The organism is Embleya sp. NPDC020630, assembly GCF_044334985.1.
Classification (GTDB): Bacteria; Actinomycetota; Actinomycetes; order Streptomycetales; family Streptomycetaceae; genus Embleya.
This window is the reverse complement of the sequence record NZ_JBIRUB010000002.1, coordinates 834798-848963: the sequence shown is the minus strand read 5'-3', so window position 1 is coordinate 848963 and position 14166 is coordinate 834798. Positions and strand designations below refer to the sequence as shown.

Below are 14166 nucleotides of genomic sequence, written 5' to 3'. Positions count from 1 at the left end.
GCCGCGAGGCGCCGATCGGACGAGCAGTACGGCTTCACGTCACCGCAAGATTCCAATCAAGGAGCATCATGGCTAGCCAGGAGCAGGTCCTCGAGGGCCTCGCCGACATCGTCAACGAGATCGCCGGCGTCCCCCAGGACGAGGTCGAGCTGGACAAGTCCTTCATCGACGACCTGGACGTGGACTCGCTGTCGATGGTCGAGGTCGTCGTGGCGGCCGAGGAGAAGTTCGAGGTCAAGATCCCGGACGACGACGTCAAGGGCCTCAAGACCGTCCGCGACGCGGTGGACTACATCGTCAAGGCCGCCGCCTAGGTCGGATGTAGCGCCGGTCGTTCTCCGGGCCGGACCGCGTTCGCGCGTCCGGCCCGGTCCGTCGCAGTCACACCACGGGCCCCGGCATCGCCGCACCCTCGGCACGCCGGCCGCCCGAACCCACAGCGTGAGAGTGAGAAGACAGTGAAGTCGACCGAGCGCAACGACGCCACGCGGGCCGTGGTGATCACCGGTCTGGGTGCGACCACGCCGGTCGGCGGCGATGTCGCGACCACGTGGTCCGCGCTGCTCGCGGGCACCTCCGGCGCGCGGGCGCTGACCGAGGAATGGGCCGAGCAACTGCCGGTCACCTTCGCCGCGCGGATCGCGGTCGAGCCCCTCGAGGTCATGCCGAAGGTCGAGGCGCGGCGCCTGGACCGCTCCGGCCAGTTCGCCATGATCGCCGCGCGCGAGGCCTGGCTCGACGCCGGCTACGCCGCGAAGAACACCGCGCCCGAGGACGCCCCGGACGCCCTCGTGGTGGACCCGACCCGCCTGGGTGTGGTCATCGCCTCCGGCATCGGCGGCGTCACCACCCTGCTCGACGCGTGGGACACCTTCCACGAGAAGGGCCCGCGCCGGGTCGGCCCGCTGACCGTGCCGATGCTCATGCCCAACAGCCCGGCCGCCAACGTCGGCATCGAGCTGGGCGCGCGGGCCGGTGTGCACACCCCCGTGAGCGCGTGCGCGTCCGGCGCCGAGGCGGTCGCCTACGGCCTGGAGATGATCCGCTCGGGCCGCGCCGACGTGGTGGTCTGCGGCGGCACCGAGGCCGCGATCCACCCCCTGCCGATGGCCGCGTTCGCGAACATGATGGCGATGTCCAAGCGCAACGACGAGCCGCAGCGCGCGTCCCGTCCGTACGACAAGGGCCGTGACGGCTTCGTGATGGGCGAGGGCGCCGGCGTCCTGATCCTGGAGAGCGCCGAGCACGCGGCGGCCCGCGGGGCCCGCGTGTACGCCGAGGTCGCGGGCGCCGGGCTCAGCTCCGACGGCCACCACATCGCCCAGCCCGAGCCCACCGGCCGCGACATCGCCCGCGCGATGGCGCTCGCCTTGGCGGACGGCGGCCTGGAGCCGGAGGAGATCGTGCACGTGAACGCGCACGGCACCTCGACCCCGGCGGGCGACGTCACCGAGCTCAAGGCGATCCGCGCGACGCTGGGCGACGCGGCGGCCGACAAGGTCACCGTCACCAGCACCAAGTCGATGACCGGTCACCTGCTCGGCGGCACCGGCGCGGTCGAGTCGGTGGCCACCGTTCTCGCCCTGCACCACCGCCTCGCGCCGCCCACGATCAACGTCGACGACCTCGACGACGAGGTCGACTTGGACATCGTGCGGGGCGAGCCGCGCACGCTGCCCGACGGCGTGATCGCGGCGCTGAACAACTCGTTCGGCTTCGGCGGGCACAACGTCGTGGTCGCCTTCCGCAGCTTCGAGTAAGGCCCCACCGTCGCACACCCGTTCGTGCCCCCGTCGCGGATCTCGCGGCGGGGGCACGAATGTTCGCGGCCGAGCCCGGCGCCGCCGACCCGGTGATCGACGTGCTCGGGAGTACTCGCGTACCGGCGACCACCGGCCCGAGCCAACCCACAAGAGGGACGAATCACCCACGCCAGGGCGATCGTTCGTCCCGCCGTACCCCCGGGGCGCATCCGCCGGCGACCCGCTCCGCCGGCCGCTCTCGATCCCAAGCAGGAGAAGCGAGCGACCCTTCCGGATGATTCGGGAGGGCCGCTCGTATCGGTATGTCTATACGCATGTCTTCGTCTCGGGGATCCCCCGCGTGCTCAGACCACCTGGTGCAGCCACCGCACCGGGGTGCCCTCGCCCGCGTAGCGGAAGGGCTCCAACTCGTCGTCCCACGGCTTGCCGAGCAGCTTCTCCACCTCGGAGCGCAGATCGACCTCGCCCCGCGCCGCCCGACCGAGCACCGCGCGCAGTCGGTCCTCAGGGATCAGGATGTCGCCGTGCGCCCCCGTGACGGCGTGGAAGATGCCGAGCTCGGGGGTGTTGCTGTAGCGCTCCCCCTCGGCGTTGGCCGAGGGCTCCTCGGTTGCCTCGAAGCGCAGCAGGTGCCAGCCGCGCAACGCCGAGGCGAGGCGCGACGCGGTACCGGGCGCGCCCTGCCAGCACAGCTCGGCCCGCAACATCCCGGGCGCCACCGGTTGGCGGACCCAGTCCAGACTCACGCGCACGCCAAGAACGCCCGCTGCGGCCCACTCGACGTGCGGGCACAGCGCACGCGGCGCGGAGTGCACGTACAGAACTCCACGTGTCGTCACCGGGACCTCCAGGCTTCAAGGACGAGGTTCGCCTTCCCCAGCGGCCTCAAGCCTTGTCTCGGACTGCCTGTTCGAATCCCGGTTTTCCATTGTGCCCCACAGACCACGGATGTACCACAGGCACCAGTTGCTGTCCGTAATCACATGTGGGCAATTGTCCGATGTGAAGGAACAATTCGTTACTCACCGTCTCGGAATGGTGAGCCACTGCACTCAACGTGCCCGGCCGTCGACGACGCCACTCCCGGCATTGTCGGCCTTCACACGAAGGAGTGACATACCGTCGATGGACATCGTCGTGTCGATGCTAGGGGGCGGAGGGGGCGGCGTGGGTCGGAAACGACGAGTAGGGGCGGCAACCGCGATGATGGTCGCGGCGTTGTTGACGTTGTCCTCCTGCATGGATTCGGGCGACGGCGACAAGGCCGATCCGGCGGCTGCCGGGGATCGACTTATTGCCGGGCCGAGTGGTGGGCAAACCCCGACACCCGGCAACCCGACCTCGGCCGAACAGCCCAACGGCAAGGTGCTGTCGCCGGCACCCGAGAAACCGCCCACCGCGACCGTGCCACCCCGGCCCCGTTCGATGGCGGCCCTGGGCGACTCGATCACCCGAGGGTTCGATACCTGTTCACCGCTCCAGGACTGCCCGGAGAAGTCGTGGGCCACGGGCACCTCGGCCGATGTGAACAGCCACGCGAAGCGGCTCGGCCTGCCGGCCGAGGCCGTGTTCAACAACGCGAAGACCGGCGCGAAGATGACCGATCTGGCGGGCCAGGCCCGACAGGCGGTCGGCCAGCGGGTCGACTACGTCACGATCCTGATCGGCGCCAACGACGCCTGTCGGCACACCGTGGACGAGATGACCTCGCCGGGCACCTACGAGAGCCAGTTCCGCGACGCGCTGGGCATCCTGCGCAGCGGCCTGCCGAACACGCGTGTGCTCGTGGTCAGCATCCCGGACCTGGGTCGCATGTGGGAGACCGGGCACGACGAGTTCCTGGCCCGCACGGTGTGGTCGGTGGGCAACGTGTGCCAGTCGATGCTGGACGACCCGCAGTCCACCAAGCCCGACGCGCTGGACCGCCGACAGCGGGTCCGCGACCGGGTGACCGCGTACAACGCCAAGCTGCGCGAGGTGTGTTCGACCTGGGCCAACTGCCGCTACGACGGCGGCGTGGTCAACACCCAGCGGTTCGGCAAGAACGACGTGAGCCACTGGGACTGGTTCCACCCGAGCGCGTCCGGCCAGCGCACGCTCGCCGAGGTGACGTCCCGCCAGGGATATACGTGGGGATAGCCCGTTCGAGTGATTTCACTCCCGGAATCCAGCAGGAGCCCGCTAAGCTCTGACTCGACTACGGAAAAGAGTCGCCCGACAACACACAGCAACCAAGACATCGGGTGGGACGAGCCGGCACACAAACACACGGCACGAGGGCACGGCATGAGAGCACGAATGCGGTCGGCGTTCGACGGCGCCGAGAAGAACGGGTGGGGCGGGTGGGACTCGAACCCACGGCCAGAGGATTATGAGTCCCCTGCTCTAACCAGCTGAGCTACCGCCCCTTGCCGTCCGCTGCCGGACAGCCTGACGCAGCATAACCGGTCAGGCCCGACCAACGCCCGGGGGGATCCTCGCGGGCGTGGTCTCATCCTGCCCGAAACCGTTCGCATCCCGCCGTCGATCGCAGACAGTCGATCGTCCGTGCCACAGGCGCGATCCGCCCGCCGCTTTCCTCGCCCCCGCGCCCCTCATGGCGCCGGGGGCGAGGGGACGGGCGCCGGGGGCGAGGTGCGGGGGCGCGGTGCCGAGGGCAAAGCGCGGCGCTATGCCACCAGCGGCGCCAGGCGGGAGCACAGCGTGCTCACGTGGGCGCGGACCATGTCCTCGGTCATCCCGCTCAGCGAGGCGAAGAACCACACCGTCTCGATCGGCGTATCGGCCACGTACGCCAGGATCTCCCGCGCCGCGTCCTCCGGGGTGGCGTGCAGGAAGTGGCCGGGCGCCGCGGACAACCCGCGTGCCCGCCAGCGGTCCGGGTCGATCGGGCGCGGCGGCTCGGCCCCGGTGCCCTCCGCCGCGTACCGGTGGTAACCGTCCCACTGGTGCGCGAGGTGGCGGGAGACCACCGGCCAGTCCCGCTCGGGGTCCTCGGTGATCCAGCCGTTGAGCAGCCCGGCCATCCGCGCGGACGCCGGATCGTGGCCGCCGGCGCGCAGGCCGTCCAGATATGGCGCGGCCATCGCCGGGTTCGCGGTGAGCAGCGACTCGCCGAGCAGTCCGGCCCGCCGCGCGCCCTGCGGCCCCTGGTAGCCGAGCCAGATCCGCGGCCGGCGCTGCACGGGCGGCGGGCTGATCGTGCCGGTCTCCCACAACCTGCGGATCTCGCGCGCGCTCGCGTCGGTGGCGCCGAATCGGGTCGCGAGCAGGTCGCCTCGGTCGAAGAGGTCGTACTCGGGCCTGCGGTAGCCGGTGCCGATGCCCAGCTCCAGCCGCCCGCCGCTGACCAGGTCCACGATCGCGGCCTCCTCGGCCAGGTGCGCGGGGTGGCGCAGCGGCGCGATGGTCACGCCGGTGCCGATCCGGGCCCGCTTCGTGCGCGCGGCGATCGCGGCGGCCAGGGTGAGCGGCTGGCTGAGATAGCCGTCGTCGAAGCCGTGGTGCTCGGTGGTCCAGATCGAGTGCACGCCGAGCCGGTCCGCCTCCTCGCACAGTTCCAGCGTGAAGGCGTACAGGCGGGACCAGTCCTGTCGCCACTCGACCGGATTGCGCAGGTCCAGATAGATGCCGACGTCGACCATGCGCGCGCTCCCCACGGGGTGGGCGTCTCGACGGGCCGACCCGGGGCGTGGTCCGGGTCGGTCGTCTGACACCGTGATATCTGACTGACCGTCAGCTTACGGAGGCAGCATGTCGGATTCGATCACCACCCGGCTCGATCGCCTGGAGGCGTACGAGCAGATTCGCCAACTGGCCGCCTGCTACGCGCTGGCGCTGGACAGCCGGGACGTGCCGGCGCTGGCCGACCTGTTCGTGCCGGACGTGCGCACGGGGGCGGGCGGTGTGGGTCGGGCCGCGCTCGCCGAGTGGTTCGATCCGGTGTTGCGGCCGTACGGGATCACCTTCCACCTGATCGGGAACCACGTGATCGACCTGGTCGACGAGGACCACGCGACGGGTGTCGTGTACTGCCGTCCCGAGCACGAGGTGGGCGATCTGTGGGTGGTGATGCCGATGCAGTATCGGGATCGCTACGAACGGCGTGACGGGCGCTGGTACTTCCGCAGCCGCAAGCCCGAGGCCTTCTACGCCGCCGATGTGCTGGAGCATCCGCTGGCCGTGCCGGGGCGCTTCCACTTCCCCGACAACCCGATGATCACCGATGCGCAGCTGCCCGAGAAGTGGCCGTCCTGGCAGGAGTTCTGGGCCCGGACCGGGAGCGAGTGAGCCGGGGCGGACCGGATACGCGACAGCGCCCGCCGGTGGACCGGCGGGCGCTGTCGATGGCTCCCGCAATTGGACTCGAACCAATAACCTGCCGGTTAACAGCCGGCTGCTCTGCCAATTGAGCTATGCGGGATTGCGTCGGACCGTCTGGCGGTCGCTGCGTGGAATACATTAGCGCATTCCGAGGGGTGGCCCGCACCAGGGTTTTTCCGGTAGGACCTCACAGGTTGCCTACGCACGTCGCCCGGGTAGGCGCTGACGTGCACGGGCGGGACAAACGACCGCGGAGGACACCATGATCAACAAGCTCACCTTCGTCACCGGCCTCGCCATCGGCTACGTCCTGGGGGCGAAGGCCGGGCGGGAGCGGTACGAGCAGATCCGCAAGCTTTCCGGCACGGTGGCGGGCAGCCCGCCGGCGCAGAAGGCCGGGCACGCGGCGGCCGGGCTCGGCCGCGAGGCGGGCGCCAAGGCCGGCCGCGCGATCGGCGAGCACCTGCCCGAGCGGGTGGGTCGGCACCTGCCGGACCGCTTCGGCGGCCACGGCACGAACGGCTCGTCAGTAACGTCGTCACGCCACGGCCAGGGGCTGTAACACCCCGGACGACGCCCACAACGCGCCGGTAGTCCCGGGCGGCCCACGGGGGCACCCACGGGCCGCCGGGGCCACCGGCGTGGGCACCCCCATGGCATGCCCGCCCGGCCCCGGCCGGGTCGGCATTCCCACCCGCCTCCGCAGAGCGTCGGGCACCGGGGGCGCGGATCCGGTGGCCGACGCGGAACCCGGCGGCACGCCCGGCCGGCGAGGTCGCAGGCATGCCAGCCGACATGGACCCGGCGACCCGTGTGAAACCCGACGGCACGCCCTGCCGGCGAGGTCGGAGGCATCCGCGACCAGGCACGAGCCCGGTGGCCCGTGTAGACGCTGTCGGCATACCCGGGCGGCGAGGTCGAGGGTGTTTGCGGTCGGTGTCTGCTCGGTGGTTGTGGGTAGGGTGGTCAGTCTCTTCTGTGGCGGCCGCCTGTTTCGGCGGTTTCTCGCGGTGGGGTCACGGCGCCGGGGTGCAGGCGGTTGCGTACCTCGCGGTACTGGGCCCGGACCGCGTCGCCGAGGGCGAGTTCGTCCTCGTCGGCCTCGATGAACGTGTCGATGTCCGCCGACCACCCCGGCAGCACCCCGAACAGCGCCCAGGCCGCCTGCCGGGCCGCGCCCCGGGCCACGAACCGGCCCGCGAGCGCCGCCGGCGGCACCGCGGTCGGCACGCCGAACAGCGCGGGCGCGATCCCCGCCACCGCCGCCGAGCGTGCCCCCGGGCCGATCAGGATCAGCCGCTCCACCGCCACGTCCCGATCGCGCAGGGCGTCCAACGCGTCCGAGATGCCGCACAACATCCCCTCCACCCCGGCCCGCGCCAGCGCCGGCGGGGTCATGCTCTCCCGGCGCAGCCCGGTGAGCGTGCCCGCCGCGTGCGGCAGGTCGGGGATGTGCTCGCCCTCCAGGTAGGGGAGCAGGACCAGCCCGCTCGCGCCCGGCGTGCACTCCAGCGCGATGCGATCGAACTCCTCGGCGTCCACGCCCAGCATCGAGGCGGTGCCGCGCAGCACCCGGGCCGCGTTGAGGGTGCGCACCAGCGGCAGGTGGCGCCCGGTGGCGTCGGCGTACGAGCCCACCACGCCCGCGGGGTCGGCCAGCGGCACGGGGTGGACCGCGAACGCGACGCCGGTGGTGCCGAGCGCCACCACCACGTCGCCGTCGGCCAGGTCCGCGCCGAGGGCCAGAGCCGCCTCGGCGCCGGTGCCGGGCGCGACCAGGATCCCCTCCGGCGTGCGCCCGGCGGCGGCGCCCGGCGGCAGCACGATCGGCGTGCGCGGCACCCGGCCGATGGCCAGGTGCATGAGGTCCTCGCGCCACTCCCCCGTGGTCGCGTAGTAGCCCGTGGTGGAGGCGTCCGCCCGGTCGGTGACCGGGTCCGGCGGGCAGCCGAGCAGTTGCCACGTCACCCAGTCGTGCGGCAGCAGCACGGTGGCGATCCGGGTCACCGCCTCGGGCTCGAACCGGGCGAACCGGCGCAGCTGCGCGATCGCGGACGAGGAGCCCGGCACCGCGCCGGTGGCGGCCGTCCACGCGGCCGGGCCGCCGAGCGCGTCGACCAGGTCGGCGGCGGCACCGGAGGCCGAGGGGTCCTCGTCGGGCAGCGGATGCCCCAGGATCACCCCCTGGGCGTCCAGCGGCACCGCGCCGTGGTTCTGCGCGGCCACCGCGATCGCCGCCACGCCGTCGAGCAGACCGCCCGCCGCGGCCTCGCCGAAGGCCCGCAACCACGCGCCCGGCGTGGTCGAGGCGCCCTCGGCGTACGCGGCGCGCCCCTGGCGCAGCGGCGTACCGGTCGCGGCGTCGCAGACGAGAATGCGCAACTGGTGCGCTGAGCAGTGCACCCCGGCGACGAGGGTGGGTGTCGGGCTTGTCGGCATGGGCGAATTCTGACAGCAGACGTAAGCCGAAACGCCAGGGATCAGTCGAGATAGCCCCGCAGTTGCTCCGAGTACGACCGCTCGCGGAGCCGGGACAGGGTGCGTGACTCGATCTGGCGTATACGTTCCCGGGTCACCCCGAAGACCCGGCCGATCTCCTCGAGCGTGTGCGGTTCGCCGTCGGCGAGCCCGTAGCGGAGCTGTACCACCTGCCGCTCGCGGTCGCCGAGTGTGGACAGCAGCGCCTCCAGGTGTTCGCGCAGCATCAGGTAGGCGGCGGCCTCGGCCGGCGCGGTCGCGTCGGTGTCCTCGACGATGTCGCCGAGCAGCACCTCGTCCTCGCCGACGGGGGTGTGCAGCGACACCGGCTCCTGGGCCAGCCGCAGGATCTCGGTGACCCGCTCGGCGGTGAGGTCGAGCGCGGCGGCGACGTCCTCGGCGGTGGGTTCCTCGCCGCGTTCCTGCAACAGGCGGCGCTGAACCCGGATGACCCGGTTGATGAGTTCGACCACGTGTACCGGGACCCGGATGGTCCGGGCCTGGTCGGCCAGCGCCCGGCTCATCGCCTGGCGGATCCACCACGTGGCGTAGGTGGAGAACTTGTAGCCCCGGGTGTAGTCGAACTTCTCCACCGCCCGGATCAGCCCCAGGTTGCCCTCCTGGACCAGGTCGAGCAGGCCCAGGCCGCGGCCGACGTAGCGTTTGGCGATCGAGACCACCAGGCGCAGGTTGGCCTCGATCAGCCGGCGTTTGGCGCGTTCGCCGTCGCGGACCAGGGTGGCGAGCGCGTCCCGGGCCGCGGGGTCGGCGGGTGGGTCGTCGAGCAGGCGGGCCCCGGCGAACAGTCCGGCCTCGACCCGGCGGGCCAGGTCGACCTCGTCGGCGGCGCTCAGCAGCGGCACCCGGCCGATCTCGCGCAGGTACTGGCGCAGCAGGTCGGCGGAGGAGCCGGCGGATTCGGCGGGGCGGGCGAGTTCGTCGGGTTCGCCGTCGCCGGCCGGCGCGGCGGTCGCCTCGACCGCGGTCGGGGTGGGTGGCGCGTTTCCTGGGGTGACGTGCTTCGTGAGGACGGTGGCCGGGCCCGGTTCAGGCTCATCCGTCCGTTCCGTGTGGGCGGGGTCGCCGCCGGGCGTTTTCCCCCCTCTGGTGTGCCGATGCACCTTCCCCAGTCTGCTCCACGAGGGGGCCTGTAGCCGAGAGTCCGGGCGTGGAAATCTCGCCCGGCGTGGGCGGTTCGCCCGATTCGGCCGGCCGGGAGGGAGCTTTCGGGCGCCCGGCCCGACGGTGGTCAGCCGCCGGGGGCGTAGAGGGCCTCGGCGCCGCGGTCGAGCAGGGCCCGCTTGTACGTCTCCAGGGTGGTCAGCTCCTGCCAGACCCACCCGTACTCCTCCGCGTCGCGGCCCGGGTCCAGGCGCAACAGGCGGGACTTGGCGTCGGCGATCCGGCGTTCGGCGGAGAACACCCGCAACCGGACCAGGTTGCCGTCGGCGTACGCCCGGTCCGGGTCGCTGCTCAACCGCATGTTTTCCACGGCCAGTTCGGTGACCATGTGCCGCACGGCGTCGTCGGGCGCCGCGACGCGCACCTCGCCGACCCAGTTCGGGGTCTGCGCGATATCGCAGCACACGCCACCGGCGGTCGCGATCGCCGTGCGCACCGCCGCGTACGGCGCGGCGGTGAACTCGTCCACCTCGTAGTGGTCGAACGCGGGCGCGACCAGCGCGGGCGTCTGGAGCGCGAGCTTGAGCACCTCGCGCTGGACCGCCTGGCACATGTCGCGCGGGTCGGGTCGAAAGCCCGCGGGCCGCTGCGGGGCGGCCGGCCGGCGGCCGGCGGCCGGGGTGGCGGGCCCCTGGGTGGGCCCGCCACCGCGCTCGCCGCGGGCGGCCCGCTCACGCTGCCAGCGGTTGACCTGGGCGACTCGGCCGACCACGAACTTCTCGTCCAAAAAGCCCAGCATCGAGTCGAGTCGGACCGCGTAGGTGTGGCGCAGTGCCTGGTCCTTGATACCGGCGATGACCGGCGCGGCGGCGTCGAGGGCGGCGACCCGGCCCTCGGCGGTGGACAGGTCGTGGCCCTCGATCCGGCTGCGGATGGCGAACTCGAAGAGCGGGACGCGCGCGTCGATCAGGGCGAGTACGGCCTCGTCGCCCTGTTCCAGGCGCAGGTCGCACGGGTCCAGGCCGCCCGGCTCGACCGCGACGAACGTGCGGGTGACGAACTTCTGGTCCTCCTCGAACGCGCGCAGCGCGGCCTTGCGGCCGGCGGCGTCGCCGTCGAAGGTGAAGATCACCTCGCCGCGGAACTCGCCGGAGTCCATCAGCAGTCGGCGCAGCACCTTGATGTGCTCGTCGCCGAAGGAGGTGCCGCAGGTGGCGATCGCGGTGCCGGCGCCGGCGAGGTGGCAGGCCATCACGTCGGTGTAGCCCTCGACGATGACCGCCCGGCCGGACTTGGCGATCTCCTTCTTGGCCAGGTCGAGGCCGTAGAGCACCTGGGACTTCTTGTAGATGGGCGTCTCGGGGGTGTTCAGGTACTTGGGGCCGTTGTCGTCGTCGTAGAGCTTGCGCGCGCCGAAGCCGATCACGTCGCCGGTGATGTCGCGGATCGGCCAGACCAGCCGGCCGCGGAAGCGGTCCATCGGGCCGTTGCGGCCCTCGCTGGCCAGTCCGCCCTCCAGCATCTCCTGCGGGGTGAAACCCTTGCCGCGCAGGAATCGCACCAGGTTCTCCCAGCCCTTGGGCGCGTAGCCGAGCGAGAACCGCTCCGCCGCGTCCTGCGGGAAGCCCCGGTCGGCGAGGAACCGGCGGGCGGTCTCCGCCTCGGGGGTGCCGAGCTGGTCGGCGAACCACGCGGCGGCGATCCGGTGCGCCTCGACCAGGCGGGTGCGCCGGCCCTGCTGGCGCCCGGGGGTGTAGCCGCCCTCCTCGTAGTGCAGCTCGATGCCGTACTGCTGGGCCAGCCGCTCCACCGTCTCGGAGAACGTGGTGTGGTCCAGGCGCATGACGAAGTCGAGAACGTCGCCGCCTTCGCCGCAGCCGAAGCAGTACCAGAGGTTCTTGGCCGGGCTGACCTGGAAGGAGGGGGACTTCTCGTCGTGGAAGGGGCAGAGCCCCTTGAAGTTTCCTCCGCCCGCGTTGCGCAGTTGCAGGTGTTGTTCCGCGATCTCCGCGATGCGTGCCGTCTCGCGGACCCGCCTGACGTCTTCTTCACGGATACGGCCGGCCACGATCGTCGAGTCTACGGGTCCGTCCGACACCTGGGGGCGGTGACCGGTCGGCCCGGTTCATCGGGTCGTCAGCGTGGCGTGCAGGGTGAGGGCGGCGCGGTCGGTCAGGGAGGCGACCTGGTCGATCACCACGCGCAGCCGGGCCGCGTCGGTATCGGCTTCGAGCCAGTCCTCGCGCAGGGACGCGTCCAGCCGCTCGGGGGCGCCGGCGGCGAGCAGTTCGACCAGTTCGGTCAGGACGGTGCGCTGGCGCTCGCGCAGTTGTTCGGCGCCCTCGCGGGCCATCACGTAGCGGGCGGTGATCGCCTTGAGCACCGCGCATTCGAGGCGGATCTCGCGTGGGACGATCAGGTCGGCGGCGTAGCGAAGGGCCGGCGCGGTGCCGTACAGCTCCCGGGTGGCGTGCTCGGCGGCCAGGCAGAAGCGGCCGATCAGGCCGCTGGTGGCGTTCTTGAGCCGGGCCTGGGCGCGGCGCGAGCCGTCGTAGCCCGCCGGCCAGAAGTCGAGCGCGAGCAACCGGTCCAGCGCCTCGCCGAGTTCGTCGGCCACGCAGTCGGGGCGGTAGCGGCGCACGGTGAGGTCGAGCAGTTCGCGGCGCTCGCCCGCGTCGCGCAGGCGGACCAGGTCGAGGCGGTGCGACTGGACCGCGTCCTCCAGGTCGTGCACGGAGTAGGCGACGTCGTCGGACCAGTCCATCACCTGGGCCTCCAGGCAGCGGCGGCCGGGGTCGGCGCCCTCGCGCACCCAGTCGAACACGGCCCGGTCGTCGTCGTACGCGCCGTAGGCGTGCTTGTCCTGGCGGCGGGGCCACGGGTATTTGAGCACCGCGTCGAGGCCGGCGCGGGTCAGGTTGAGGCCGACGCTGCGGCCGTCGGGGGCGAACGTCTTGGGTTCGAGCCGGGTGAGCAGGCGCAGGCTCTGCGCGTTGCCCTCGAAGCCGCCGCAGCTCTTGGCCGCCTCGTCGAGGGCGCGTTCGCCGTTGTGGCCGAACGGCGGGTGGCCCAGGTCGTGCGCCAGGCAGGCGGTCTCCACGAGGTCCGGGTCGCAGCCGAGCGCCTGGCCCAGCTCACGGCCGATCTGGGCGCATTCGAGCGAGTGGGTGAGCCGGGTGCGCGGGCTGTCCTGGCCGGCCGGGGTGCTCTCGCCGGGGGTCACCACCTGCGTCTTGCCGGCGAGTCGGCGCAGCGCGGCCGAGTGCAGCACCCGGGCCCGATCCCGCTGGAACGCGGTGCGCCCGCGTCGCTTGTTGGGCTCGGGGACCCAGCGGGCGAGGTCGTCGGGGCCGTATCGCCGCGGTACGGAGCGGGGTGTCGCCGGGTCTGCCGATGTGCTGTCCACTTGTCCACATTAAGGAATTGCTCCGACATTCGACGGAGGCCGGGCCACGAACACTGCGCGAAGCCTTCACCGCGCGTCGGACAACTTGCCGCGCAGCTGGAGCACGGCCTTGGTGTGGATCTGGCAGGTGCGGCTCTCGGTCACCCCGAGCACCTGGCCGATCTGGGACAGGGTCAATCCCTCGAAGTAGTAGAGCGTGACCACGGTCTTCTCCCGTTCCGGCAGTGCGTTGACCGCGCGGGCGAGCAGGTGGCGCATCTCGCGGCTTTCGGCCACCTCGACGGGGTCGTCGGCGGTGGTGTCCTCCAGCGTGTCGACCAGGCTGAGCCGGTCGCCGCCGTCCTGGCCGGTGTGCAGGAGTTCGTCGAGGGCCATCACGTTGATCAGCGAGAGCTGGCTGAAGATCGCGTGCAGGTCCTCCAGCGCGATGCCCATCTCGCGGGCCACCTCGACCTCCGAGGGGGTGCGGTTGAGCTTGGCTTCCAGTCCCGCGTACGCCAGTTCGACCGCCCGGGCCTTCTGGCGGACGGACCGGGGGATCCAGTCCAGCGCGCGCAGTTCGTCGATGATCGCGCCGCGGATGCGACTGATCGCATAGGTTTCGAATTTGATCGCGCGATCAAGATCGAACTTCTCAATCGCGTCGATCAGGCCGAACATCCCGTACGAGACGAAATCGGCCTGGTCCACATTGGCCGGAAGGCCGACGCCGACCCGCCCGGCGACGTACTTCACGAGCGGCGAGTAGTTCAGGATGAGGCGTTCCCGCAGGGTGGGGTCCCCCGAGCGCTTGAAGTCGCTCCAAAGGTTCTCCAGCGCGCGGTTGGAAGCGCCACCGTCCTCGACGGTGACGACCGGTCCGTTCTCGGACGCGGCCGCGGTGGCGCTCTTACGCCCTGGGGTGTGCTTGGGCATACGTGGCCTTGTGTCGTTCCACGGAAACGTGCGTGTAGATCTGCGTCCTCGCGAGCGTAGCGTGACCTGACGACTCCCGAGCGCTACAACGGCGGGGTTCGGCCCCCGTCGCCCGAATCACGGCATCCCGCCCGAAGCCGCCCGGCGCACGCCGAACCA

At 71.8% G+C, this 14166-nt stretch carries 12 protein-coding genes and 2 tRNA genes; 5 read left to right on the top strand and 9 right to left on the bottom strand.

Translation table 11 applies throughout. The annotated features are described in order from the left end of the window. Positions 1-68: 68 nt before the first annotated feature. Together ACH4XV_RS09895 and fabF are read left to right on the top strand one after the other, a co-directional pair. A complete protein-coding gene (locus ACH4XV_RS09895) occupies positions 69-314 on the top strand; it encodes an acyl carrier protein (RefSeq protein WP_371863166.1) in 246 nt (81 codons plus the stop codon). A gap of 144 nt (positions 315-458) precedes the next feature. Further along, a complete protein-coding gene (gene fabF, locus ACH4XV_RS09890) occupies positions 459-1760 on the top strand; it encodes a beta-ketoacyl-ACP synthase II (protein ID WP_395788120.1) in 1302 nt (433 codons plus the stop codon). 347 nt (positions 1761-2107) lie between these two features. Here the strand turns inward: fabF and ACH4XV_RS09885 are convergent, their stop codons facing one another. Then, positions 2108-2602, bottom strand: coding sequence for a DUF3145 domain-containing protein (locus ACH4XV_RS09885; RefSeq protein ID WP_126642859.1), 495 nt, complete (start codon positions 2600-2602; stop codon positions 2108-2110). 328 nt (positions 2603-2930) lie between these two features. Here ACH4XV_RS09885 and ACH4XV_RS09880 point away from each other — a divergent pair, with 328 nt between their 5' ends. Next, positions 2931-3902: an SGNH/GDSL hydrolase family protein gene (locus ACH4XV_RS09880; protein WP_395788118.1), complete on the top strand. Its 972-nt coding sequence runs from the start codon at positions 2931-2933 to the stop codon at positions 3900-3902. A 195-nt stretch (positions 3903-4097) separates the two neighbouring features. Here the strand turns inward: ACH4XV_RS09880 and ACH4XV_RS09875 are convergent. Continuing rightward, a tRNA-Ile gene (locus ACH4XV_RS09875) sits at positions 4098-4171 on the bottom strand. A 261-nt stretch (positions 4172-4432) separates the two neighbouring features. Further along, positions 4433-5407: an LLM class flavin-dependent oxidoreductase gene (locus tag ACH4XV_RS09870; protein WP_395788116.1), complete on the bottom strand. Its 975-nt coding sequence runs from the start codon at positions 5405-5407 to the stop codon at positions 4433-4435. 109 nt (positions 5408-5516) lie between these two features. On the opposite strand from ACH4XV_RS09870, the gene ACH4XV_RS09865 reads away from it, so the two are divergent. Further along, on the top strand, positions 5517-6053 hold the full coding sequence (locus ACH4XV_RS09865) for a nuclear transport factor 2 family protein (protein ID WP_395788114.1): 537 nt from the start codon (positions 5517-5519) through the stop codon (positions 6051-6053). A 57-nt stretch (positions 6054-6110) separates the two neighbouring features. On the opposite strand, the gene ACH4XV_RS09860 is transcribed toward ACH4XV_RS09865, so the two are convergent. After that, a tRNA-Asn gene (locus tag ACH4XV_RS09860) sits at positions 6111-6186 on the bottom strand. Positions 6187-6348: 162 nt separating this feature from the next. Between ACH4XV_RS09860 and ACH4XV_RS09855 the strand changes: the two genes are divergently transcribed. Further along, the gene (locus ACH4XV_RS09855) at positions 6349-6648 is read left to right on the top strand and encodes a YtxH domain-containing protein (RefSeq protein WP_395788112.1); all 300 of its coding nucleotides are present in this window, start codon (positions 6349-6351) and stop codon (positions 6646-6648) included. A 404-nt stretch (positions 6649-7052) separates the two neighbouring features. Here the strand turns inward: ACH4XV_RS09855 and ACH4XV_RS09850 are convergent, their stop codons facing one another. The 5 genes from ACH4XV_RS09850 to whiG form a co-directional block, all read right to left on the bottom strand. Beyond that, a complete protein-coding gene (locus ACH4XV_RS09850; protein WP_395788110.1) occupies positions 7053-8525 on the bottom strand; it encodes an FGGY-family carbohydrate kinase in 1473 nt (490 codons plus the stop codon). A 41-nt stretch (positions 8526-8566) separates the two neighbouring features. Continuing rightward, positions 8567-9685 carry an RNA polymerase sigma factor gene (locus ACH4XV_RS09845; protein ID WP_395788108.1) on the bottom strand — a complete coding sequence of 373 codons (1119 nt, stop codon included), beginning with the start codon at positions 9683-9685 and terminating at the stop codon, positions 8567-8569. Positions 9686-9813: 128 nt separating this feature from the next. Continuing rightward, the gene (dnaG, locus tag ACH4XV_RS09840; RefSeq protein ID WP_395788106.1) at positions 9814-11754 is read right to left on the bottom strand and encodes a DNA primase; all 1941 of its coding nucleotides are present in this window, start codon (positions 11752-11754) and stop codon (positions 9814-9816) included. A 57-nt stretch (positions 11755-11811) separates the two neighbouring features. Further along, on the bottom strand, positions 11812-13092 hold the full coding sequence (locus ACH4XV_RS09835) for a deoxyguanosinetriphosphate triphosphohydrolase (RefSeq protein WP_395788104.1): 1281 nt from the start codon (positions 13090-13092) through the stop codon (positions 11812-11814). Between the two features lie 66 nt (positions 13093-13158). Then, a complete protein-coding gene (gene whiG, locus ACH4XV_RS09830) occupies positions 13159-14007 on the bottom strand; it encodes an RNA polymerase sigma factor WhiG (protein WP_395788102.1) in 849 nt (282 codons plus the stop codon). Between the last annotated feature and the right edge of the window lie 159 nt (positions 14008-14166).